This window comes from Bacillus cereus group sp. N24, assembly GCF_016483345.1.
In the GTDB taxonomy this organism is placed as follows: domain Bacteria; phylum Bacillota; class Bacilli; order Bacillales; family Bacillaceae_G; genus Bacillus_A; species Bacillus_A toyonensis.
On sequence record NZ_JAEHCA010000015.1, the window covers coordinates 99971 to 124066 of the forward strand.

Consider the following 24096-nt stretch of genomic DNA (forward strand, 5'->3'; position numbering starts at 1 on the left):
CACCCTACCTCTCATTTCTTATCCTCTTCAGTGTATCAATAAAATATGGATATAAAATAAATGAATTGTAAAAATACCATAAAAATCAAACTAACTTCCAATTTACAATTCTAATAAAAAAAGATGCCCTTACAGGGCATCCTCTTGATGTTCAGGAACAAATAATTCCAGACAATGATATATGTTTTCGAATTCCATCGGGGCATCCCCACCGTACTCACCATCTAAATTAATCATTAGTTTATCTGGTGAATGCACTTTAATTCGATTTGCTTGTGTGTATAGTACTTTCGGATTGTTAATATGTTCCCCACGCTGCGCTTGTGTTGCTGCTTTAATTAAATCAGCGATAGAACCTTTTTTCAGCACTAATAAGTCAAATAATCCATCGTTAATCGATGCATACGGTGCTACTTTTTCAAATCCACCAACTGAACGAGTATTTGTAATTAAAAACATCGTAATTTCTTCTTGTAATAACTTCCCATCATACTCGATTTCAACATATGTTGGATGTAATGATGGTAACATTTCTATTCCTTTTAAATAGTAAGCAAGTTGGCCTAATACTGTCTTTAGCTTGCTTGGTACTTCATATGTTAATTCTGTAATACGGCCGCCACCAGCAATATTAATGAAATATGTATCATTCGCTCTACCAAGATCTAAAGGAACTGTTTTCCCTTCACAAATAATATCGGCTGCCTCTTCTATAGCGCGAGGTACACCGATCGCACGTGCGAAGTCATTTGTCGTTCCAACTGGAATAATTCCAAACTTCGGACGATGCTCATGTCCTACTAAACCATTTACCACTTCGTTTAACGTACCGTCACCACCAGCGGCGATAACAACATCAAACTTACGATCCGCAGCTTGTCTCGCCGCTACAGTTGCATCTCCAGGACCAGTCGTCGCATGACAAGACGCTTCATATCCAGCTTGTTCTAATTTTTGTAATACTTCTGGTAAGCTCTTCTTAAATAGCTCACGCCCAGAAGTAGGGTTATAAATAATCCTTGCTCGTTTCATCATTTATTAGCACAGGAAATTCCTTATTCATTGAAAAAAAGAATACACCGAATTCTTATTCAGTATCCCTATGCCTACCTCCTCTCATCTTCCTATCCTTCTTTTATCCCGCTCAAACAGGCAGTAAGAACCCGATTGGTGAAGGCTAATAATCAACGGGGGATGAACACCCCCACTACTGATTAAAGTTTCACTTTATGTCTATCCATTATTCCATAAAAATTTACATATAACGAATAATAATTATCTATTATTTCATGAGATGAAAAAAAACCTCTATGTCTAGATTTATCATTATTCCCACCTTTTTGCAACTATCATACCATAGTTGCTATACAAACATTTTTTCACTTTTGACAGTTAATCAAACGTTTATTTAAATTATTTTTCACCATTTAAACAAACGTTTGATTAACTCAGAAAAAACACCCAAATAAGGGTGTTTTTTCTGTTTAATCTTTAAGAATCTATACTATTTTAGCATTCAAAAATAAGAATCTCTCTCTTATTTTATCGCTTATTAATCTCTTCAAGTAAGATTTTGTTAACAAGCGGTGGGTTTGCTTGTCCTTTTGTCGCTTTCATAATTTGACCAACTAAGAAGCCAATTGCACGGTCTTTACCGTTTTTGAAGTCTTCAATAGATTGTTCATTATTATCAAGGATTTCTGTTACGACTTTACGAAGTGTACCTTCGTCAGAAATTTGAACAAGACCTTTCGCTTTAACGATTTCTTCTGGATCTCCACCTTTTTCAATTAACTCGTTAAATACTTTCTTCGCGATTTTAGAAGAAATTGTACCTTTTTCAATTAATTGAACCATTTTAGATAAACCAGCAGGCGTTAATGCAACATCTTTTAATTCTTTTTGTTGTTTGTTTAAGTATGCAAGTACTTCACCCATTAACCAGTTTGATGTTAATTTCGCATCTGCTCCATCTGTAATTGTTGCTTCAAAGAAATCAGACATCTCTTTCGTTAATGTTAATACGTGTGCATCATAAGCTGGTAATCCAATTTCAGCAACATAGCGAGCTTTACGTGCATCTGGAAGTTCTGGAATAGAAGCACGCACTTCTTCTTTCCACGCATCATCGATATAAAGTTCAACTAAATCTGGCTCTGGGAAGTAACGGTAATCGTCAGATCCTTCTTTTATACGCATTAAGATTGTTTTCTTCGTTGCTTCATCATAACGACGTGTTTCTTGTTGGATGATACCACCAGATAACAATTCTTTTTCTTGACGCACTTGTTCGTGCTCAAGACCTTTTTGTACGTAAGTGAATGAGTTTAAGTTTTTCAGTTCTGCTTTTGTACCGAATTTCTCTTGTCCAACTGGACGAAGGGAAATATTCGCATCACAACGTAGAGAACCTTCTTCCATCTTACAATCAGATACGCCAGTGTATTGAATGATTGATTTTAACTTCTCTAAGTATGCGTATGCTTCTTCTGGCGTACGCATATCTGGCTCAGACACGATTTCGATTAAAGGCATACCTTGACGGTTATAGTCTACTAATGACCCGTCAGCTGTATGCGTTGATTTACCAGCATCTTCTTCTAAATGAAGACGTGTAATACCGATACGTTTCTTTTTGCCATCTACTTCGATTTCAATCCAACCATTTTCTCCAATTGGCTTATCAAACTGAGAGATTTGGTAAGCTTTCGGATTATCTGGATAGAAATAGTTTTTACGGTCGAACTTCGTTTCCGTTGCGATTTCACAGTTTAATGCCATTGCAGCTTTCATTGCAAAGTTAACTGCTTCTTTATTTAAAGTTGGAAGTACCCCTGGGTATCCTAAGTCAATTACACTCGTTTGTGTATTTGGCTCTGCTCCGAATTCTGTTGGACTCGCAGAGAAAATTTTCGAATTTGTTTTTAACTCAACGTGAACCTCTAAACCAATAATTGTTTCTAAATTCATCTATGCTCGCCTCCTTACAGACTTGCTTTTTTTGTATGATAGTCTGTTGCTTGCTCAAACGCATGTGCAACGCGGTAAATTGTCGCTTCATCGAAGTGTTTACCAATGATTTGTAATCCAAGTGGCATACTATTAGCACCGAATCCACATGGAACAGAAATCGCTGGAACACCTGCTAAGTTTACTGGGATTGTTAAAATGTCGTTTGCATACATTGTCATTGGATCATCCACTTTTTCGCCCACTTTAAATGCTGGAGTTGGCGTTGTTGGTCCAATAATAACATCGTAGTTAGCAAATACATTTTCAAAGTCGTTTTTAATTAATGTACGTACTTGTTGTGCTTTTTTGTAATATGCATCATAGTAACCAGAGCTAAGTGCAAATGTACCAAGCATAATACGGCGTTTTACTTCGTCACCGAAACCTTCGCTACGTGTGTTTTTGTAAAGATCTAATAAGTTATTTACATTATCAGAACGAACACCGTAACGTACGCCATCAAAGCGTGAAAGGTTAGCAGATGCTTCAGAAGAAGATAATAAGTAATACGTTGCTAGAGCGTATTTAGAGTGTGGAAGAGATACTTCCTCCCAAGTTGCGCCCATACCTTCTAATACTTTTAAAGCAGCTAGTACTGACTCACGAGCTTCTTCGCCAACACCTTCGCCTAAGTATTCTTTCGGTACAGCAATGCGTAAACCTTTAACATCGCCTGTTAAACCAGCTAAGTAGTTTCCAACTTCAACATTTGCAGAAGTTGCATCCATGCGGTCAATACCTGAAATAGCTTGTAATAAGTATGCATTGTCTTCTACTGTACGTGTAATCGGTCCGATTTGGTCAAGTGAAGATGCGAATGCTACTAATCCGTAACGAGATACGCGTCCGTAAGTTGGTTTTAAACCTACAACACCGCAATATGCAGCTGGCTGACGAATAGAACCACCCGTATCAGAACCTAGAGAGAATAATACTTCTCCTGCTGCTACAGCTGCTGCAGAACCACCACTAGATCCGCCTGGAACGTAATCTAAGTTCCATGGATTTTTTGTAGCGTAGAAACCTGAGTTTTCATTTGAAGAACCCATTGCGAACTCGTCCATATTTAATTTACCGATTGTAACTGTGTCAGCAGCTTTTAACTTTTGCACAACTGTCGCATCGTAAATTGGATCAAAGTTTGCTAACATTTTGCTCGCACAAGTAGTACGAAGACCGTTAGTTACAATGTTATCTTTTACACCGATTGGCATACCGAATAATAAACCATTATCTTCAGCGCCGATCTTAGCATCTAATTCTTTCGCTTTCGCGCGTGCATTTTCTTCATCTAATGTAAGAAAAGCTTTTACGTTATCTTCAACATCCGCAATACGTTTGTAAGATTCTTCTACTAAATCCGTAACGGAAATTTCTTTGTTGTTTAACTTCTTATGTAACTCTGATACAGAATGATCAAATAATGACATCGAAATTCCCCTCCTCTATTCTAATACTGCTGGAACACGGATTTGATTATCTTTGTGATCCGGTGCATTTTTTAATACTTCTTCTACTGGTAAACCTTTTTCTGGCACATCTTCACGCATAACATTTTTCATAGTTAATACATGAGTTGTTGGTTTTACATCTGTTGTATCTAATTCATTTAACTGTTCTGCAAATGTAACTATTGCATCTAGTTGTTTTTGAAATTTTTCTGCTTCTTGATCAGTAATTGCAAGACGTGCTAAATGTGCTACGTGCTTTACATTCTCAACGGAAATTCTTGACACGGCTAGGCCACCTCCATAATATATCGTTCAATCTACAATACTATTGATGATACCAAATTTTCAGTACTTCAAGCAAGTCAACACATGGCACTTACGGCATTTTTACATAAAAAAAGAAAGGCAAACGCCTTTCTTTACAATTTACTCTTTATCTAACGGTTTATTTTTTGGAAATCTCTCGTTATCTTCTTCATTATCACGAATTGTTTTTTGTAATACAAAACAAGACATCGTTAAAAATAACGTTCCAATTAAATAGTACCCTTTTACACTAAGCGTTTCATCTAACGTGTAAATCCCAATTAGCATCCCTGAAAGCGCACAAACAAATGAAGTCCATGCTAAAAACGTGAACGCTTGCGTATTTCTTCTTCTCATCATTATCCCCCTTGTTAGATGCACATCCATTATAGATAAATATATTTACCGTTATGGATTTTTATGTAAAATTCTTTTTCTATTTATTAATCTATCATAAAAAAATGCCATTTTAAAGATTGTTTTCTGTCTAATCTGAAAAATAAATTAAAAATATTGACATTTATTTCTATTCTACATAAAATAAAAACAAATATTACGAACCTCGAAATATACGGGAGTGGAATTAATTGTTGCAATATGAACACTTTTTAGACTTACTGCTAGATAACGCCAAGAAACTTTTCTATCCTGAAGAATGGGTAAGCCTTGATTTAACACTTTCCAAGACAGAAGTATTTTGTTTACTTTGGATGGAGCGAAATACAGATATTACAATGACAAAAATTGCTGACCTTCTTGATATACCGATGAGTACAACGACAGGTGTTGTAAATCGCCTTGTAAAAAAGGGGTATATTGAACGGTACCGTGATGAAAACGATCGACGCATTGTATTAATTCGTTTAACAGAAAACGGCGTAATGCTCGTTCAAGAAGTAAAACAAAATGCAGCCCATTACTTTAGCCTAGTGACAGAAGCATTGTCAGAAGAAGAAAAAGCATTCTTACTACAAATCTTCCAAAAAATTATGAATCACATTGCTACGTCACAGCAAAAAATAGAAGAAAAGGTTTCTACACCTAGAATGAAAAACATTCCGATTGAATAAAGTGAAACTTTAATCAGTGAGGGGTTTTCTCATCCCTCACTGATTATTAGTTGAACCAATCGGGCATTTACGGACAGTTGACCCCCCACCTAATTTCTTTGCTCCAGCCGAATTTTTGGACGGAAGTCTTACTGCCCGTTAATGCGGGATAAAGCCCTAACTGGGTTTTTATTCACTTAAATACTTCGATGTTCGTAATATTCGATAACCGAAACAAAGGGGATAGAATGATGAGAATTATTTTGTATACAGGTAAAGGCGGCGTAGGAAAAACTAGCATTTCAGCAGCAACAGCACTTCAAAGCGCAAAACAAGGATTAAAAACATTAGTAATGAGTACAGATCCTGCTCATAGTTTAGGAGATTCATTTGGTATAAAGCTATCTTCTGAGCCATTAGAAATTCGCGAAAACTTGTGGGCACAAGAGATTAATACGATTTATGAAATGGAAAAAGGCTGGGGAAAGTTACAGAAATACATTACCTTGTTATTCACTTCCAAAGCAGCTGATGATATTACAACAGAAGAATTAACGATGTTTCCTGGTATGGAAGATTTAATTAGCTTACTTCGCGTGCTCGATTATTATAAAAAAAACACATACGACGTTATCATCATTGATTGCGCTCCAACAGGAGAAACATTAGCAATGCTTAGTTTTCCAGACATGCTCGGCTGGTGGATGGAAAAATTATTTCCTATTAAAAGAAAAGTTTTAAAAGTCGTTCGTCCTGTAGCTCAACCACTTCTTGGTGTCCCCCTTCCAACCGATGATATTATGGACGAATTAACAAATACACTTGAACAGCTTGGAGAAATGAGAGATATTTTATCGAACCGAGAAATAACAAGTATCCGCATCGTTGTAAATCCCGAAAAAATGGTCATTAAAGAAGCTCAGCGTAGTTTTACTTATTTAAATTTATACGATTATAACGTAGATGCCATCATGATTAACCGTGTCATCCCTAACACTGTCACCGATCCTTATTTTCAAGCATGGAAAGATACGCAAAAGAAATATAAAACATTAATTCAAGATAGTTTTCAGCCGCTTCCTATTTACGAAGCTCCCATGTTTGAACAAGAAGTTGTTGGTTTACCTATGTTAGAGCGTATAGGCAATGCTTTATTTAAATCCGATCCCTCTCCTACTGAAGTGAAATTCAATGGTCGCACACAATATGTGAAAAAAGATGGCGATGAATATATTTTCGTTCTGTCCATCCCCTTCTCAAACAAAAGTGAACTTTCATTAAATCAAAAAGGTGATGAGCTTATTATTCGAGCCGGCTCTGTTAAACGTAACATCACATTACCAAAAACATTAACACACCTTTCTATTCAAGGAGCCAAGTTTGAAGAGGATGTACTAAACATTCGATTTGGAGGTGTGGTGCATGCATGAGGAATTACTACGAAAAGTAATTCGGACAAAAGTAAGAGTCGGTATGCGTATATTAGAAGAGCTACCTACTCCAATCCAGCAATCAGCTAAGCAAATGCTAAGTATTTTGCAAGAGGAGCTAGCTGCTTATCCGAAAGAACGAGAGCATCATGAAGATAATTTAAAAAGTATCATAATTGAATAATCATCTCTGTATAGAGGGCCTTTTTAGGCTTTCTATACTTTATTGGAGTGATATAAGTTGATAAAAAAACATTCCACTATTACGCTTTGGATCATTCCTTTATTATTTTTCATTCATAACCTTGAAGAAGCTTTCCAAATGCGACAATATCTTGCTAATCAATTTTCAATTCATCTTATAACTAGCCAACAATTTTTCATTGCCATTTCCATATTAACAATCTTCGTCGTACTTATCGTCTTTCTATATCAACTAAACTTCTTGTCTTCTATATACTGGATTATTTTTATACAAGGGGCCATTTTCTTTAACGCAGTGCAACATATTATTTTGTTTTTGATTTATCGCTCCTATAATCCTGGCGTAATATCCTCAGTTTTCATTGTTATCTTTTCTATTTTCTTTTTTTCATCCAAAAAACAATTAATTCATAAAAAGCAATTCGTAATTACACTCATTTTCAGCTTACTTTCTTATCCCATTATAATTTGGATTACCTTACTATTCGCTAGCTGCTTTCAGTAATAAAAAAAGACCAGGAAAACTCCCGGTCCATCACTCTACTTAACAAACATTGGATTCTACGTTATACAAAATTGGAAGGTACAAAATTAGGGTTTTGTTTGTTAAGTAGATTATATGTTGAACGAACTAACAGCGGAGGGGTTCCTTCTATTAGTTCATTAAACCCAATGATTATTTTACGATTTTTTCAAGCTCCTCAAATGAAAGATCTACTGAAATTGAACCATCCTTTGTTTCTTTCTTAACTGCATCTGTTACTTCTTTTGAATGATATAATTCAATTACTTTTTTCAGTGTTGGATCGTCTTTATCTTTCGTACGAGCTGCGAAAATATTAATATAAGGCTTCGCATTTTCATTCTTTGGATCTTCTAAGAAAATAGGATCCTTCGCTGGATCTAATCCAGCTTGACCAGCCACACCGTTATTAATAACTGAAGCAGCTACATCTTTTAATACACGAGGTGTTTGCTGTGCAATAACCGGTGTAATTTTTAACTTCTTCGGATTTTCAGCGATACCACTTGGATCCCCAAATAGACCAAAATCTTTTTTAAGTTTCAATAACCCCGCTGCATCAAGAAGTTTTAATGCACGTGCTTGGTTCGTTGGATCATTTGGAATAGCAATTTCTGAACCATCTGGGATTTCATTTGCTTTCTTATATTTTTCAGAGAATAAGCCCATTGGTGCAATTTGTGTTGTACCGACAGCTGTAATATCTAACTTATGCTCCTTTTTAAATTGCTCTAAGAAAGCAATATGCTGGAATGAGTTTAATTCAATATCTCCATCAGCTAACGCTTTATTTGGCGTTGTATAATCAGAGAACTCAACCAGTTTAATTTTAATTCCTTCTTTTTCAGCTTTTTTCTTCAAAATTTCCCAAACGTCTCCATCCGTTCCAGTTACACCGACGCGAACTACTTTCTCTTTTGCTCCTGCACCTGTGTCTCCACCCGAGCAGCCGCTTAGTGCTGAAATTCCTACAATCGCTGATAATGCAAATGCTAAAATTTTCTTCATTTTCTTTTCCCCTCTTCCTTTTTATGATCTGCGTAAAAACACTTTCGCAAAGTAGTTTCCTAAATTTTGAGCTATCTGTACGAGAATAATAAGTAAAACGACCGTTACGAACATAACTGATGTATCAAAACGTTGATAACCATATGTCATTGCTAAGTCACCAAGACCACCACCACCGACAAGCCCAGCAACTGCAGAAAATTCAATTAAACCAACTGTCATAAACGTAACACCTAAGATCAATGGTGCTAACGCTTCTGGCACGAGAATTTCAAAAACAATTCTAAGTGGTGAAGCGCCCATCGCTTGTGCAGCTTCAATTACTCCTTTCGGAACTGAGACAAGATTTGTTTCAACCATTCTAGCAATACCAATAGATGCCACTAACGTCATTGGGAAGATTGCTGCCGCTGTTCCAATCGTCGTTCCGATCACGCTTCTTGTTAGTGGGCTTAAAGCTACTAAAAAGATAATGAATGGAACTGGACGAATTGTATTAATGATGACGTTAAGAATAGAAAAAACCCATTTATTTTCTAAAAAATTACCTTTTCTCGTTACATATAAAAGTAAACCTAGAGGTATACCAAGAATTATAGCGAATATAAGGGTTACAATTACCATTAAGAGGGTGTCCCCCGTCGCATCTAATATGCGAGGCCAAAATATACTCCAATCAACTCGCATGAGCTTCTACCTCCTTCAGCTTCACTTGCAGTCTTAGATGTTGTAATGCTTTTTGAATTTCCTTCTGTTCACCTTGCAATTCTACAAGAAGATTTCCAAATAGTACATTTTGAAGTTCAATAATATTTCCGTACAGTACATTTACATCGACGTTATAGTTTTTTGCGATATATGATAGTACCGGCTGTCCTGTCTCCTCACCAGTAAAAGTTAAGCGATAAATCTGACCACCATTTTGAATTTTCGCTAGAACACTTTCTGGCAAGTGGTCATTAATAACAGAACGTACAAAGTTTTGAGTTGTCTTTGTTTTTGGTTGTGTGAAAACATCAAACAGTTTTCCTTCTTCAATAACTTTTCCCTTCTCCATTACAGCTACACGGTGACAAATTTCTTTCACAACATGCATTTCGTGTGTAATAAGAAGAATTGTTAAATTATATTCACGATTGATTTTCTTTAATAAGTTTAAAATCTCTGTCGTTGTTTCTGGATCTAAGGCTGATGTTGCCTCATCACATATAAGTATATCTGGTGATGTTGCAAGTGCCCTAGCAATCCCAACACGTTGCTTTTGTCCGCCTGATAACTGCTCCGGATAATAGTTTGCTTTATCTTCTAGCCCTACAAACTTCAGCAGTTCATTGACTCTTTCTTTTATTTCATTCTTTGGTACTTTCGCTAACTTTAATGGATAAGCAATATTCCCAAACACTGTTCTTGAATTAAATAAATTAAAACTTTGAAAAATCATCCCAATTCTTTGTCTAAGTTTCCGTAATTCTTTCGTTGATAAGGATGTAATATCTTTATCATCTATTGAGATCGTTCCTGCAGTCGGTCTCTCTAACATGTTTACTAGGCGTAATAACGTACTCTTTCCAGCACCACTAAATCCGATAATGCCAAAAATTTCGCCCTTCTCAACTGATAATGTTACATCCTCCACAGCGTGAACAGATTGCCCACCTGATTCATATACTTTACTTACGTTATTAAAAGAAATCATTTTCTTCCCTCCTATATGCTGTAAAAACTAGAAGTAGAGCTTTCGAGGTAAAATAAAAAGTGCTCTCCTTCTTATCAGTAATAAAAGATAAGAAGGAGAGCACTTATATGTACTCGTTCACATCTTCTCATCTTCCAAGCCTATAAAGACTTGCTGGAGTTAGCACGGTATTAAAAAACCCGTTGCTGAGGTATCGTAGGGCCAGTCCCTCCACCTCTCTGGATAAGAATGTATCGATTTAATTGTCGTTTAATTAATTCTCATTATAGAACTCAGAATAGTGAGAGTCAATACATTTTTTAGAAAAATATTAATTATTTCTTTATTAAAATTTTCAAATAAAAATTCATAATAAAATAGTAATCTTGAAGGTTATGTAAAATTCTTCTCCCTCATATTTTTTAAAAGGATTATTTTTTCTATGAATTGAATACTATTATTTGAATATGAAATCAGAGGAAGGTGAATATATGAAAACAGCTCTATTACTCGTTGATATCCAAAATGATTATTTTCCAAATGGAAAGATGGAATTGCGCAATCCGGTAGAAGCAAGTGAGTATGCCAGTGAGCTACTAAAACACTTTAGAATGAACGGCGGACCTATTTTTCATATCCAGCATGTAGCAATAAAAAATGATGCTACTTTTTTCCTACCTAATACAGAAGGTGTCCATATTCACGAGAATGTCCGTCCGCTTAGAGAAGAAACTGTTATACTCAAACATTATCCAAATAGCTTCCGAGAAACTAATCTTTTAGAACAATTACAACGTTTAGACATTGAACACATCGTCATATGCGGGATGATGACTCATATGTGTATTGATGCTACCGTAAGAGCTGCTTTTGATTTCGGCTTTCATTGTACCGTTATACACGATGCTTGTGCTACAAAAGATCTTTCTTTTAAGAATGCTACTATACCAGCTGTTTATATTCACAATACAATTTTGGCCAGTTTAAATGGAGTATATGCAAATGCAATGAGTACAGAGGAATTTTTGGTTACAAAAAAACACTCCATTCAGTGAGCAAAACCGAAAAGAGTGTTTCTTGTCAAACCATAGATTTTCTTTCAAATTGTATTATACAGGAAATTCTTAAAATGAATACTAAAAAATGTGACTAATAAATCAACTTTTCCCGTCACTTTATTTCTATTTACATGTTTATCCCGCTATTAATAGGGTTTAGCTCGTCCTCTTCGAATAATAGTAATATATGGGATTCTAATTTAAAAGGAGCTCTTCACATTCTGTGAAAAGCTCCTCTACTATTTCTTATAAAGTTTCAGAAGTAGTTTTTGCTTGCATGTGAAGTGCTAAGTAATCTGGGCCACCAGCTTTAGAGTCTGTACCAGACATGTTAAAGCCACCGAATGGTTGGTAACCTACGATTGCACCAGTACATCCACGGTTGAAGTATAAGTTACCTACGTGGAAGTCTTCACGTGCTTTTTCAATATGGTCGCGGTTATTAGAAACAACTGCTCCTGTTAAACCGTATTCTGTATTGTTTGCAATTGCAAGTGCATGATCGAAGTCTTTTGCTTTACAGAATGCTACTACTGGTCCGAAGATTTCTTCTTTCATTAAGCGAGCATCTTCTGCAACATCAGCAACGATTGTTGGTTGGATGAACCAGCCTTTAGAATCGTCTCCTTCGCCACCTGCTAGGATTCTACCTTCTTCTTTACCAATTGCAACATAGCTCATTACTTTATCGAATGCAGCTTGGTCATTAACAGGACCCATATTTGTACCTAATACAGCTGGGTTATCAACTGTTAATTCTTTTGTTAATTCAACAGCACGATTTAATACGTGATCATATACATCTTCGTGGATTACAGCACGAGAACATGCAGAACATTTTTGTCCTGAGAATCCGAATGCTGATGCAACGATAGATTTAGCTGCTAATTCAAGATCTGCTTCTTTATCAACAACGATTGTATCTTTACCGCCCATTTCAGCGATAACACGTTTTAACCAGATTTGACCTGGATTTACTTTCGCTGCACGCTCATAAATGCGGATACCTACATCACGAGATCCAGTGAAGCTTACGAAACGTGTACGAGGATGATCTACTAAGTAGTCACCAACTTCAGAACCATTACCTGGCACGAAGTTTACTACGCCAGCTGGTAAGCCAGCTTCTTCTAATACTTCCATGAATTTCGCAGCTACTACAGGAGTTGTACTAGCTGGTTTTAGTAATACTGTGTTACCAGAAACTAAAGCAGCTGTTGTCATACCTGCCATAATTGCGAATGGGAAGTTCCAAGGAGAAATGATAACACCTACTCCTAATGGAATGTAAGAGAAACGATTATATTCAATTGGACGGCTTTCTACTGGAATACCGTCTTTCAATTTCAACATTTGACGAGCATAATATTCCATAAAGTCGATTGCTTCCGCTGTATCAGCATCTGCCTCATTCCATGGTTTACCTGCTTCTTTTACAAGGATAGCAGAGAACTCATGTTTTCTACGACGAACAATTGCTGCAGCACGGAATAAAATGTCTGCACGCATTTCTGGTTTTGACTTTCTCCAAGTTTGGAATGTTGCATCCGCTACTTGCATTGCTTTTTCAGCTAATTCACGGCTTGCTTTTGAAACACGACCAACAAGTTCCTCTTTATTTGCAGGGTTTACAGAAACAATTTTATCTTCTGTAGTGATTTTTTCTCCCCCAATAATTAATGGATAGTCTTGTCCAAGATAAGATTCTACTTTCTTTAAACCTTCTTCAAACGCTAATTTGTTAGCCTCTACTGAAAAATCTGTAAATGGCTCATGTTTGTATGCTACTACCATTCTTTTTAGCCTCCCCTTAGAAAAACGTTTACATTTTACAACATTATTCTACACGATAATTTAGATTTATTCAAATATTCCTAGACTTATATTTTAAAAATTAATAAATTTTTAAAATATAATAAAAAAAGAGATTCATACATGCGTATGAATCTACAAAATATGAGTATATTCCAAAACATTTTTTCCGATCAATAATATAGTAACTAATAAAAATAAAGTCCTTACATATCCAACGCCTTTTTGAACTGCAAACTTCGATCCAAAATAAGCACCTAAAATCATTGATAATCCCATAATAATACCGTATTCAAAATGAATTATATCTAAAAATAAAAAAGTAATTAAAGATACGATATTACTAACAAAGTTCAAAAGTTTTCCAGATGCCGCTGCTTGAATAAAATCCAAACCTATTAATAAAAATGCAAAAATTAAAAATGATCCTGTCCCTGGTCCAAAAAAACCATCATAAAACCCTATCATTAAAATAACAAAGAAAAATATTAATGTTTTCCTTTTCGTCATCTTCTTATAGGTAGATACGCTTCCCCAATCCTTTTTTGCAATAATATAAATGGCAATAAACACCAACATTACAAGTACTAATGGACGTAAAATATCCGGTGGAATAAATTTTACCACTAAAGCACCTGCGACCGCTCCAATAATAGTTAACGGGATTAACTTTCCTACAATTTTAAAATCGACTTTTCCTGATCGAATAAAATAAATTGCACTCGTAAACGTCCCCATCGTTGCAGCTAATTTATTCGTTGCAATTGCCGAAGCTGGTGACAAACCGACAAACATTAGTGCAGGAAGCGAAATTAATCCTCCACCTCCAACAACTGAATCAATAAAAGCTGCTAAAAATCCGAATGCAATTAATAAAATAATGACTTGAAGACTTAGTTCGTCCATGACCTTTACCCCTTATCCCCTTATTTATAACATTTAAAATTATAACAAAATTCCTCAAGAAAAAAAGCTGTTCCTTTGTGGAACAGCTTTTATCTTTAATCTAAAATTTTTACGAGTGGCTCATCTTGCTTCGCTTCACGTATAATAATCGCTTCTGGACGTTCTACAGATTTAATCGTTACTTGTACTCTCATATAATTTGGGAAGTATTCCATAACAAGCCCTGCTACATATTGTGTAAAACCAATTATTTCCGCTTTTCCATTAAACTGGACAGGAATATCCAGCTTCATTTCTTTTAATTCCTCGTCTCTATACATACCAGTACCGATAACAGCGGAATAATCGCCTTGGAAATAATCGCTTAGTTTTGCTTTGAAGTTAGATACCCTTGCAAGATCTTCACGCTTATTGTCTGTTTTTGCTTGTTCAGACGGGAACAAATAGTATTTCTCGTTAATTTGTTTCCAATCTTCAACCGTTTCACTACCTTTTTCCACATTAGCATAAGAAACAAAGTTTCCTGGCACAAGTGCAGACTTTGGAGATTGACGATAAATCGCAAATGTAATCGGAACGTTTTTTATGTCGGGCTTTTTTTGGTGCATAACTTTCAAGATTTCTTGCGCCATTTTTTTCCCTTCAGCTAACATTTTTTCGTCCTCGATTTTAGCCTCACGCGGATAACCATGCTCTTCATTAAAATATTGAACAGAATTCATTGCTAAACCAACTACAATACCACCAAGTTCAACATCTTTATCGCCTTTTTTCACATAATAATTATGCTCTAAAATATTTGAAATATATATTGGATTTTTTTTATTTTTCACTTCTAGTGATTCTGATCCTTCGCCTAACGCTGGATTGAGCCCTATATTCGGAAATTTAACTGCATCTTTTTTTAATTTGCTCTCTAGTTCCTTTTGTTCGGCATCTGTACGCTTTCTTTTTACAAGCATTTTTACGGTTTGATCATCTAGAGTACTTCCACCTTTAAAGAAATAATCTTTCGTATTAAATGATTCTTTTGCAATACGCATTAATCCTGTTTCAAATTCATCTATATCAAGACGATTATTTAATCCCTGCACAACTAATCCACGTGCAGATCCTGCATCAAATGGAACAGTCGTCTTATAATATTCATCCGAAATAGCATACTTCGGAACGACTGCTTGCTCTTTTGCTTTCCCTGATTTCTCAGCCACTTTTTCATCTTTGTCGGCACCTGCGCTACAACCACTTACAAGTAGGCCAAGACTTAATACCGCTAATGCTATTTTTTTCATGGTAAGTTTGCACCTCTTACTTATTTAGCTCTTGTAAGAACCTCTCTTCATTCCAAACTTCAACATTGTGCTTCTCTGCTTGCGCTAATTTTGAGCCAGCAGCTTCACCAGCAACAACTAAATCCGTACTTTTACTAACACTTCCTGTTACTTTTCCACCTAATGCCTCAATCTTCTTCTTCGCTTCACTGCGTCCCATCACTTCTAATTTCCCAGTTAAGACGACAGTTTTCCCTGCAAAGTAAGATTCAACATTTTGTAAATCTGCACTTTTTATGCCTTTGTATGTCATGTTCACGCCATACTCTTTAAACTGTTGTAATAGCTCTAATACATCTTCATTATCAAAATATGTCACAACGGATTGCGCCATTTTTTCTCCAATTTCATTAATTGATTTTAGCTCTTCTTCCGTCGCTTTCACAAGTGCATCCATCGTTTCAAAATGCTCTGCAAATGTACGTGCTGCTTTCGCCCCGACATGGCGAATTCCAAGGCCAAATAATAATCGCTCTAACGAGTTTTCCTTCGAATTCTCAATTGCTTGTATTAAATTTGTTGCTGATTTTTCACCAAAACGCTCTAGCTGTAGTAATTGTTCTTTCGTCAATGCATATAAATCTGCAAACGTACGAATATAATCTGCATCAAAGAGCTGTGTGATGACACGCTCGCCAAGTCCGTCAATATTCATTGCATTTCTTGAAACGAAATGAATTAATCCCTCGCGAATTTGGGCAGGACAAGTTGGATTTATACAACGAAGTGCAACCTCTTCTTCTAAACGAACTAGTTCACTCTCACATGCCGGACAATGCGTTGGCATGCGGTATTCTTCTTCCTCACCAGTACGCTTATCAAAAATAACGTTCACAACCTCAGGAATAATATCTCCAGCCTTTTTCACAACAACGTAGTCACCAATTCGAATGTCTTTTTCACGAATTAAATCCTCGTTATGTAAGGAAGCACGACGAACGATCGTACCAGCCACTCGTACTGGTTCTAACTCTGCAGTCGGTGTTACAACCCCTGTACGGCCAACACTTAATTCAATGCCCGTTAATCTCGTTACAACTTCTTCAGCCGGGAATTTATAAGCAATCGCCCATCTTGGACTCTTTGCAGTAGTTCCTAGGCTTTCTTGAAGAGCAACATCGTCTACTTTTATAACGATCCCATCAATCTCATAATCAAGATTCGGACGTTTTTCCTGCCATTCTTCTACATAAGCTATAACCTCTTCAATTGTTTCACATGTACGGCGATTTGGATTTGTCTTAAACCCCAGTTCACCTAAGAAATCAAGTGATTCGCTATGCGATGAAATTGTTTTTTCTTCTACATTTGCAAGACCATATACAAACATGGATAGGTTACGCTTTGCTGCAATTTTCGTATCAAGTTGACGTATTGAACCTGCTGCCGCATTACGCGGATTCGCAAATACATCTTCACCGTTTTGCTCTTTTTCTTCATTTAGTTTAACGAATGAACGCTTCGGCATATAAGCCTCGCCTCGCACTTCTAACGTTACCTCTTCATTTAATCGAAGTGGAATTGCTTTAATCGTTTTCAAGTTTTGGGTAATATCTTCACCTGTTATACCATCACCACGTGTTGCACCTTGAATAAAGCGTCCTTTTTCATAATGAAGTGAAACAGCAAGTCCGTCAATTTTTAATTCGCATATATATCTTACATTCGCATCATCAATTCCTTGACGTACTCTTCGGTCAAAATCACGCAAATCTCCTTCGTTAAATGCATTTCCTAAACTTAACATCGGTGACTTATGCGTTACTTTTTCAAATATATCAAGAACAGTTCCCCCAACGCGCACGGAGGGAGAGTCTTCACTCATGAACTCTGGATTCTCTGCTTCTAATTTTATAAGCTCCTGCATATTACGGTCATACTCCGCATCAGAAACAGAAGGATTGTCTAATACGTGATATTGATAGTTAAATGTATTTAACAAATCACGTAGTTCTTCTATACGTTTTTTTGCTATCTCTTTTGACATATCCTCATTCCTTTCCTATTGTTTCGTCACAGGTGCAAATTTTGCTAATAAACGTTTAACACCAATCGGGCTTGGGAACGCGATATCTAATTCTTTTGAATCACCTTCGCCTTTTACACTTACAACTGTACCGACTCCCCATTTTTGGTGGGAAGCTTTATCGCCTACTGCCCAGCCAATTTGCTCGCCGCCTGTTGTCTTAACAGCCGGACGTACGAAAGCTGAACGAGAGCGTGTTGTTGTTGCCGCAGCTCCTGTCGTTCTTCCTTTTGCACTAAACGAAGTTTCACGCTTCGGCGCTGTTTCATTTAATGGTTCCACCAACTCTGCCGGGATTTCTGTAATAAATCGAGATGCTGCATTCATACTTGTCCTACCAAATAAAGTACGCATTTGCGCATTCGATAAGTATAATTCTTCTTCTGCACGAGTAATACCTACATAAGCAAGGCGACGCTCTTCTTGCATTTCATCTTCTTCCATAAGAGAACGCGTATGCGGGAATATTCCTTCCTCTAAACCAACGATAAAGACTACAGGGAACTCTAGCCCTTTTGCTGAGTGCATCGTCATTAAAATAACTTCTTCACCAGCAGTTGGATCTTCATCTACACGATCAATATCCGCGACAAGAGCTAAGTCTGTTAGGAATGCAACAAGGCTCTTATCTTCACTTTGAGATTCGAACGTTTGCGTAACAGATAAAAACTCATCTAAGTTTTCTAAACGGCCTTCTGCTTCTAAAGAACGCTCATTTTTCAACATCTCGCGATATCCTGTTTTTTCAATGACTTCTTCTACTAATTCTGTAACAGATAAGTACTCTTGCATATTTACCCAGTTGTGTAGTAAACTTGCGAATTCTTTTACTGCCTTTGTAATTTTTGCACTTACACCAACATGCTCAATTTCATCAAATACAGCCGTTAATGAAATTCCGTTTTGCACACCGTAATTAATAATTTTATCGATAGAAGTCGCACCAATCCCGCGCTTCGGCATGTTAATAATACGTGCGAAACTAATCTCATCATCAGGATTCCCAATTAAACGTAAGTACGCCAAAATGTCTTTAATTTCTTTACGGTCGTAGAACTTCGTACCGCCGACAATTTTATAAGGGATATTAGATTTCAGGAAAATCTCCTCAACCATACGAGACTGAGCATTCGTACGATATAATACTGCAAAGTCAGTATATTTTCGGTTACCCATTTGAATATCATCACGAATTTTTTTCGCAACAAAATACGCTTCGTCCTTTTCAGTTGCAGCACGATAATACGAAATTTTGCTCCCAACTTGGTTGTCTGTCCATAATTTTTTCGGTTTACGATTCGTATTTTTTTCAATAACAGCATTGGCTGCATTTAAAATATTTTGTGACGAGCGATAGTTTTGTTCTAACAGAATAACTTGCGCATTCTCATAGTCTTTTTCGAATGACAAAATGTTAGAAATATCCGCACCACGCCAGCGATAAATAGACTGATCTGAGTCACCCACAACACAAAGGTTTTTAAAACGTGTTGCTAAATGTTTAACAAGAAGGTACTGTGCTTTGTTCGTATCTTGATACTCATCCACGTGAATATATTGGAACTTGCGCTGATAAAACTCTAGTACTTCTGGAACACGTTCAAATAGCTGAATCGTTGTCATAATTAAATCATCAAAGTCTAATGAATTATTTTTCAAAAGACGTTTTTGATATTCTGTATATACATCGCTCGTTAATTTTTCATATGGATCAGCGATTGTAATTTTTTTTGCATATTTATCTGCAGATAACAGTTCATTTTTCGCATTACTAATGCCGGCTAAAATAGAGCGCGGCTCAAATTTCTTCGGATCAATATTACGCTCTTTCATAATTTTTTTGACTACAGTTAACTGATCGCCTGAATCTAAGATTGTAAAGTTACGATTAATACCAATACGATCGATATCACGTCGTAAAATACGTACACACATAGAGTGGAACGTAGAAATCCAAATATCTTCTGCTTCTGGTCCGACAAGTGTATCAATACGCTCGCGCATTTCACGAGCAGCCTTATTTGTAAAGGTAATAGCTAGTACATTCCATGGCGCTACACCTTTTTCACCAAGTAAATATGCAATACGATGTGTTAACACACGTGTTTTACCACTACCCGCTCCCGCCATTAATAGCAGCGGTCCATTCGTTGTTTGCACTGCTTTTTGTTGCTGTGGATTTAAACCATTTAATAACTTATCCGTCATACTCATATACGCCTGCACCTACTCTCCTTTTACTGCTTTAACTGTTTTTAACGCCGATTTTATATCATCATAAATAACATTTCCAACAACTACTGTATCGGCATACTGCGCTACTTCTTTCGCTTGTTCTGCATTAGAAATGCCACCGCCATAATATAACTTAGCTTGTTTCAATTCTGCTTTTACATTTTTAACAAGTTCAATATCTCCATACGTACCGCTATATTCTAAATAGAATATCGGTAAATGTAATAGTTTGTCTGCTAAACGCGCGTATGCAATAACGTCATCTTCTGTTAAATCACATTTTGCATCTGTAAGCTGGGCTACTTTCGCTTCAGGATTTAAAACACAATACCCTTCCATGAAAATTTCGTCCCAGTCCATAATATCCCCAAATTCTTTCAATGCCTTGTGATGAACACCTGTTACCCATTCTACTTTTCGGCTATTTAATACGCTTGGGATGTAATAAAAATCAAAGCCTGGTGTGATTGCTTCCACATCAGAAACCTCTAACACGCAAGGAACTGCATATCTACGAATGCTAACTAGCATGTGTAATACGTTATCAATTGTAACTCCATCACTTCCGCCTACAATAACAGCATCGGTTCCAGACTCACAAATCATTTCTAAATGTTCATCGCTTAACTCCTTATTTGGATCAAGCTTAAATACATGTTTCCATCCGGAAATATCGTACATGAAAACACCCTTTCTTTTCTCTAGTTATATCTATGTCTGTTCAAAATAACAGTTAATTTTCATCAGGATTTTTTAAAATTCCTTTTAAATCTCCTCTTCCCTATTTGTTCAAAAAGAGGATCTAGTTTTAAACTTCTTTTTGTGCATTCTTTCATTATAACAAAAAAAGCTACTTACACACACGCCCATTCCAACATCTTTTTTAACGTCAAATGTTGGATTACATATCACAAAAATCACATGGAATACTAATAAAAGAAATAGTATTTGCTATTTCGAAGTTCATCAAAAAGGAGTGTTTTTCAAATGAAGCAAAACATCGGTACAATAAACGCTCTAATTCGAATTACACTCGGACTTATCCTCTTCGGTTGTAGTACAGCGAAACTCGTACGCAAACCGTGGTGCACTTGGTCTAAAGTTTTACTATGGATTGGTGCCATGAAAATTGCAGAGGGGATTGTTCGTTTCTGCCCTATTGCTGAAGTATGTAAATTTGGAAAATACATGAGTATGGGCGCATTTAAAATGCCTAGCATGAATTTTACTGAAAAAGGACATGCTAAAGAAGAAGTGAATCAAACTTCCACCCATGACAAACCAAAGTCAAATGGAAGTTACGACTCTTCTGACAAAGAGATTGAGTCAGCGATTGAAGAAATAATCCTGGCCAAACCGCTTTGAATCATTTGTCACGATGCAAGATGCTCTCAAAGGGACTTAGCTGCTGCAGTGGGCGGTTAAGTCCTCTTTATTTTACCACAAAACAGAACATACATTCTTTTTTCATCCCTAACACGTACATAAAAGATACCAAATAAAAAAATTCAGAAAATTAGGTGTGAACCCCTTGCTTAAAATGATATAAAAGTGATATCATTTTTATATCAGGAGGCGATCATATGAAAGAAAAACAAGTATTTTATGTAAATGGGTTTCTGGGTGTTATTGGAATTTTAGTTTTAGCCGCTATCGGTGTATTTTGCCTTGTACAAGAAATGTTTGTAATAGCTATTTTAGCTCTCATATTAGCATCTGTTTTGGCTACAGGCATCGGTATCGTTCAACCGAATCAAGCGAAAGTTATTACGTTCTTCGGTAATTATTTAGGAACAATTCGTCAAAACGGTTTATTTTTAACAATTCCATTTGCATTCCGTCAAACTGTATCTTTACGTGTTGAAAACTTTAATAGTAAGAAATTAAAAGTAAATGATATTGAAGGAAATCCAATTGAAATTGCAGCTGTTATCGTATATAAAGTGGTTGATTCTGCAAAAGCAATGTTTGGTGTTGAGCATTACGATCGATTCGTAGAAATCCAAAGTGAAACAGCAATCCGCCACGTTGCAACAAAATATCCTTACGATAATTTCCAAGATGAAACTTGTATTACGTTACGTGGAAATACTGAGGAAATTTCAGAAGAGCTAAAACGCGAATTAGAAGCGCGTCTTGAAATCGCTGGTGTAGAAGTATTAGAAACTCGTTTAACGCATTTAGCTTACGCAACAGAAATTGCCCATGCAATGCTACAACGTCAACAAGCAAAAGCAGTGTTGGCTGCTAGAAAAGAGATTGTTGAAGGTGCTGTGAAGATGGCCAAAGATTCAATCCATATGTTAGATGAAGAAGGCGTACTGGAACTCGATGACGAGCGTAAAGCAAATATGGTAAATAACTTATTGGTTGCCATCGTTTCAGATAAAGGTGCGCAACCAGTTATTAATACAGGAAGCCTATATTAATAGGTTGTAAATAATAATGGCTAAAAAGAAAAGCTTTCCATTACGTATTGATCCTGAATTACACGCAGTCATCGAAAAATGGGCGAATGATGAGTTTCGTAGCGTCAATGCACACATCGAGTATTTACTTCGAGAAATGGCAAAGCAAAAAGGAAAATTGAAAAAAGATAAAGATGCATAAAAATCCCGCTGATTTCTCAGCGGGATTTTTTATACATTAACTTCTCGTCATCTCATGCCCAATTGCACGATATCCTATATCACTTCGATAAAATAGACCATCACTCTCAATTTTACCGATTTCTTTATATACTTTATCTTTTGCTTCTTGTAAACTATTCGCCTTGCAAGCAACAAATAATACACGGCCACCATTTGTTACAAAATCACCGTGTTTCATTACTGTCCCCGCATGGAAAACAATCACATCTTGCAATGTATCTAATCCGTTAATAACTTCACCTTTTTTATACGCTTCTGGATATCCTTTAGAAGCAAGTACAACACCGATAACAGCATCTTCTGACCATTGTAAAGTTAGTTCACTTTCATCTAACACAGCGTTGCATACATCAACTAAATCATTCTCTAAGCGAGGTAATACAACTTCCGTTTCAGGATCACCAAAGCGAGCATTAAATTCAATTACCTTTGGACCATCATTTGTTAAAATAAGCCCTGCATATAAAATACCTGTAAACGAACGATTTTCTTGGATCATCGCTTTAGCAGTTGGGTGTAATACTGTTTCAATCGCCTCTTGAACTGCTGATTCTGGAATTTGTGGTACTGGAGAATATGCGCCCATTCCACCTGTATTAGGACCCTTATCGCCATCAAAAGCTCGTTTATGGTCTTGAGCAATTACCATCGGATGTACAGTTGTTCCATTTACAAATGCCATCAATGAAAATTCTTGTCCATCTAAAAACTCTTCAATAACGACCTTCTTACTTGCCACGCCGAATTTCACATCTTGTAGCATTTCTTTCACAGCTTGTAATGCCTCTTCAAGCGTCATTGCTACCGTTACACCTTTACCAGCAGCTAATCCATCAGCTTTAATAACAATTGGCGCACCAACTTTTTGAATGTACTTTACTGCTTCATCATAGTCTGTAAAAGTTTCGTATGCAGCAGTTGGTATATTATACTTTTTCATCAACTCTTTCGTAAAAGCTTTACTGCCTTCAATAACAGCAGCCGCTTTATTCGGACCAAATACGCGAAGTCCCTCTTCTTTAAAACGATCAACAATTCCATTCATAAGCGGAATTTCTGGCCCAACGAAAGTTAATTCAACATTATTCTCTTTGGCAAATAAAACTAATGCATCAAAATCATTTTCATCAATATCAACTGGTGTTGCAACATCTCGCATACCTTCATTACCTGGTGCTACATACACCTTCTCCACCTTTTCAGATTGTGCAAACTTCCAAGCTAAAGCATGCTCACGCCCACCGCGGCCAATTACTAAAACATTCATATTTCATCCCCCAATAATTAAATAGGTACAAACTAGAAGCTATGCTCCTAGTTTGCTTTTTCATATCAATAGAAGTTTAAAAGGGAGGATCGAGAGAACCGAGCAGGTCGAGGCGCATTTTCCAAGAGGACACGGAGTATAGTTTTCCTACA

The 24096-nt window shown here is 36.5% G+C and carries 23 protein-coding genes and 1 riboswitch; of the genes, 8 read left to right on the top strand and 15 right to left on the bottom strand.

Going from position 1 to position 24096, the window contains the following annotated elements; translation table 11 throughout:
- Positions 1-129 precede the first annotated feature (129 nt).
- The 5 genes from JDS95_RS20250 to JDS95_RS20270 form a co-directional block, all read right to left on the bottom strand.
- Positions 130-1035 carry a diacylglycerol kinase gene (locus tag JDS95_RS20250; RefSeq protein WP_000977668.1) on the bottom strand — a complete coding sequence of 302 codons (906 nt, stop codon included), beginning with the start codon at positions 1033-1035 and terminating at the stop codon, positions 130-132.
- 507 nt (positions 1036-1542) lie between these two features.
- Positions 1543-2970 (bottom strand): Asp-tRNA(Asn)/Glu-tRNA(Gln) amidotransferase subunit GatB, encoded by a 1428-nt coding sequence (gene gatB / locus JDS95_RS20255; protein ID WP_001047676.1) that lies wholly within the window; start codon positions 2968-2970, stop codon positions 1543-1545.
- 14 nt (positions 2971-2984) lie between these two features.
- Positions 2985-4442, bottom strand: a complete 1458-nt coding sequence (gene gatA / locus JDS95_RS20260; RefSeq protein WP_000051450.1) for an Asp-tRNA(Asn)/Glu-tRNA(Gln) amidotransferase subunit GatA — start codon at positions 4440-4442, stop codon at positions 2985-2987.
- Between the two features lie 15 nt (positions 4443-4457).
- Positions 4458-4748 carry an Asp-tRNA(Asn)/Glu-tRNA(Gln) amidotransferase subunit GatC gene (gene gatC, locus JDS95_RS20265; protein ID WP_000086999.1) on the bottom strand — a complete coding sequence of 97 codons (291 nt, stop codon included), beginning with the start codon at positions 4746-4748 and terminating at the stop codon, positions 4458-4460.
- 141 nt (positions 4749-4889) lie between these two features.
- Positions 4890-5126, bottom strand: coding sequence for a YiaA/YiaB family inner membrane protein (locus JDS95_RS20270; protein ID WP_001254393.1), 237 nt, complete (start codon positions 5124-5126; stop codon positions 4890-4892).
- A gap of 230 nt (positions 5127-5356) precedes the next feature.
- On the opposite strand from JDS95_RS20270, the gene JDS95_RS20275 reads away from it, so the two are divergent.
- From JDS95_RS20275 to JDS95_RS20290, 4 genes are all read left to right on the top strand, one after another.
- Positions 5357-5839 carry a MarR family winged helix-turn-helix transcriptional regulator gene (locus JDS95_RS20275; RefSeq protein WP_000942480.1) on the top strand — a complete coding sequence of 161 codons (483 nt, stop codon included), beginning with the start codon at positions 5357-5359 and terminating at the stop codon, positions 5837-5839.
- A gap of 227 nt (positions 5840-6066) precedes the next feature.
- Entirely contained in the window at positions 6067-7248 is a 1182-nt protein-coding gene (locus tag JDS95_RS20280; RefSeq protein ID WP_002042561.1) for an ArsA family ATPase, read from the top strand.
- Positions 7241-7432, top strand: a complete 192-nt coding sequence (locus JDS95_RS20285; RefSeq protein WP_000544097.1) for a DUF3926 domain-containing protein — start codon at positions 7241-7243, stop codon at positions 7430-7432. Before JDS95_RS20280 ends, JDS95_RS20285 begins: the two co-directional genes overlap by 8 nt.
- Positions 7433-7489: 57 nt before the next feature.
- The gene (locus JDS95_RS20290; RefSeq protein ID WP_002037859.1) at positions 7490-7957 is read left to right on the top strand and encodes an HXXEE domain-containing protein; all 468 of its coding nucleotides are present in this window, start codon (positions 7490-7492) and stop codon (positions 7955-7957) included.
- Positions 7958-8128: 171 nt separating this feature from the next.
- Here JDS95_RS20290 and JDS95_RS20295 read toward each other — a convergent pair whose 3' ends face one another.
- Genes JDS95_RS20295 through JDS95_RS20305 form a run of 3 tightly spaced genes read right to left on the bottom strand, consistent with a single transcriptional unit; the run spans position 8129 to position 10679 of the window.
- Positions 8129-8983, bottom strand: a complete 855-nt coding sequence (locus tag JDS95_RS20295; RefSeq protein ID WP_000721581.1) for a MetQ/NlpA family ABC transporter substrate-binding protein — start codon at positions 8981-8983, stop codon at positions 8129-8131.
- Between the two features lie 21 nt (positions 8984-9004).
- Complete coding sequence (locus JDS95_RS20300; RefSeq protein ID WP_001261855.1) at positions 9005-9670, bottom strand: methionine ABC transporter permease; 666 nt, start codon at positions 9668-9670, stop codon at positions 9005-9007.
- The gene (locus JDS95_RS20305) at positions 9660-10679 is read right to left on the bottom strand and encodes a methionine ABC transporter ATP-binding protein (protein ID WP_000622985.1); all 1020 of its coding nucleotides are present in this window, start codon (positions 10677-10679) and stop codon (positions 9660-9662) included. Before JDS95_RS20305 ends, JDS95_RS20300 begins: the two co-directional genes overlap by 11 nt.
- 124 nt (positions 10680-10803) lie before the next feature.
- Positions 10804-10908, bottom strand: a riboswitch (SAM riboswitch).
- 241 nt (positions 10909-11149) lie between these two features.
- On the opposite strand from JDS95_RS20305, the gene JDS95_RS20310 reads away from it, so the two are divergent.
- A complete protein-coding gene (locus tag JDS95_RS20310; RefSeq protein ID WP_000844920.1) occupies positions 11150-11713 on the top strand; it encodes a cysteine hydrolase family protein in 564 nt (187 codons plus the stop codon).
- Between the two features lie 249 nt (positions 11714-11962).
- Here JDS95_RS20310 and pruA read toward each other — a convergent pair whose 3' ends face one another.
- The 6 genes from pruA to pcrB form a co-directional block, all read right to left on the bottom strand.
- On the bottom strand, positions 11963-13510 hold the full coding sequence (pruA, locus tag JDS95_RS20315; RefSeq protein WP_000259542.1) for an L-glutamate gamma-semialdehyde dehydrogenase: 1548 nt from the start codon (positions 13508-13510) through the stop codon (positions 11963-11965).
- A 153-nt stretch (positions 13511-13663) separates the two neighbouring features.
- Complete coding sequence (locus tag JDS95_RS20320) at positions 13664-14434, bottom strand: TSUP family transporter (protein ID WP_000343983.1); 771 nt, start codon at positions 14432-14434, stop codon at positions 13664-13666.
- A 95-nt stretch (positions 14435-14529) separates the two neighbouring features.
- Positions 14530-15726, bottom strand: coding sequence for a CamS family sex pheromone protein (locus JDS95_RS20325; RefSeq protein WP_000717024.1), 1197 nt, complete (start codon positions 15724-15726; stop codon positions 14530-14532).
- Between the two features lie 16 nt (positions 15727-15742).
- A complete protein-coding gene (ligA, locus tag JDS95_RS20330) occupies positions 15743-17752 on the bottom strand; it encodes an NAD-dependent DNA ligase LigA (RefSeq protein WP_000031439.1) in 2010 nt (669 codons plus the stop codon).
- Between the two features lie 15 nt (positions 17753-17767).
- Entirely contained in the window at positions 17768-20017 is a 2250-nt protein-coding gene (gene pcrA, locus JDS95_RS20335; RefSeq protein ID WP_001149618.1) for a DNA helicase PcrA, read from the bottom strand.
- On the bottom strand, positions 20018-20707 hold the full coding sequence (gene pcrB / locus JDS95_RS20340) for a heptaprenylglyceryl phosphate synthase (RefSeq protein ID WP_199690752.1): 690 nt from the start codon (positions 20705-20707) through the stop codon (positions 20018-20020).
- A 306-nt stretch (positions 20708-21013) separates the two neighbouring features.
- Here pcrB and JDS95_RS20345 point away from each other — a divergent pair, with 306 nt between their 5' ends.
- The 3 genes from JDS95_RS20345 (at position 21014) to JDS95_RS20355 (ending at position 22636) form a co-directional block, all read left to right on the top strand.
- Positions 21014-21391 (top strand): YgaP family membrane protein, encoded by a 378-nt coding sequence (locus JDS95_RS20345; protein ID WP_000812337.1) that lies wholly within the window; start codon positions 21014-21016, stop codon positions 21389-21391.
- A gap of 218 nt (positions 21392-21609) precedes the next feature.
- Positions 21610-22455 carry an SPFH domain-containing protein gene (locus JDS95_RS20350; protein ID WP_000660691.1) on the top strand — a complete coding sequence of 282 codons (846 nt, stop codon included), beginning with the start codon at positions 21610-21612 and terminating at the stop codon, positions 22453-22455.
- A gap of 16 nt (positions 22456-22471) precedes the next feature.
- Entirely contained in the window at positions 22472-22636 is a 165-nt protein-coding gene (locus JDS95_RS20355) for a type II toxin-antitoxin system antitoxin (RefSeq protein ID WP_001085171.1), read from the top strand.
- Positions 22637-22672: 36 nt separating this feature from the next.
- Here the strand turns inward: JDS95_RS20355 and purD are convergent, their stop codons facing one another.
- Positions 22673-23944 carry a phosphoribosylamine--glycine ligase gene (gene purD / locus JDS95_RS20360; RefSeq protein WP_144467469.1) on the bottom strand — a complete coding sequence of 424 codons (1272 nt, stop codon included), beginning with the start codon at positions 23942-23944 and terminating at the stop codon, positions 22673-22675.
- Positions 23945-24096 lie beyond the last annotated feature (152 nt).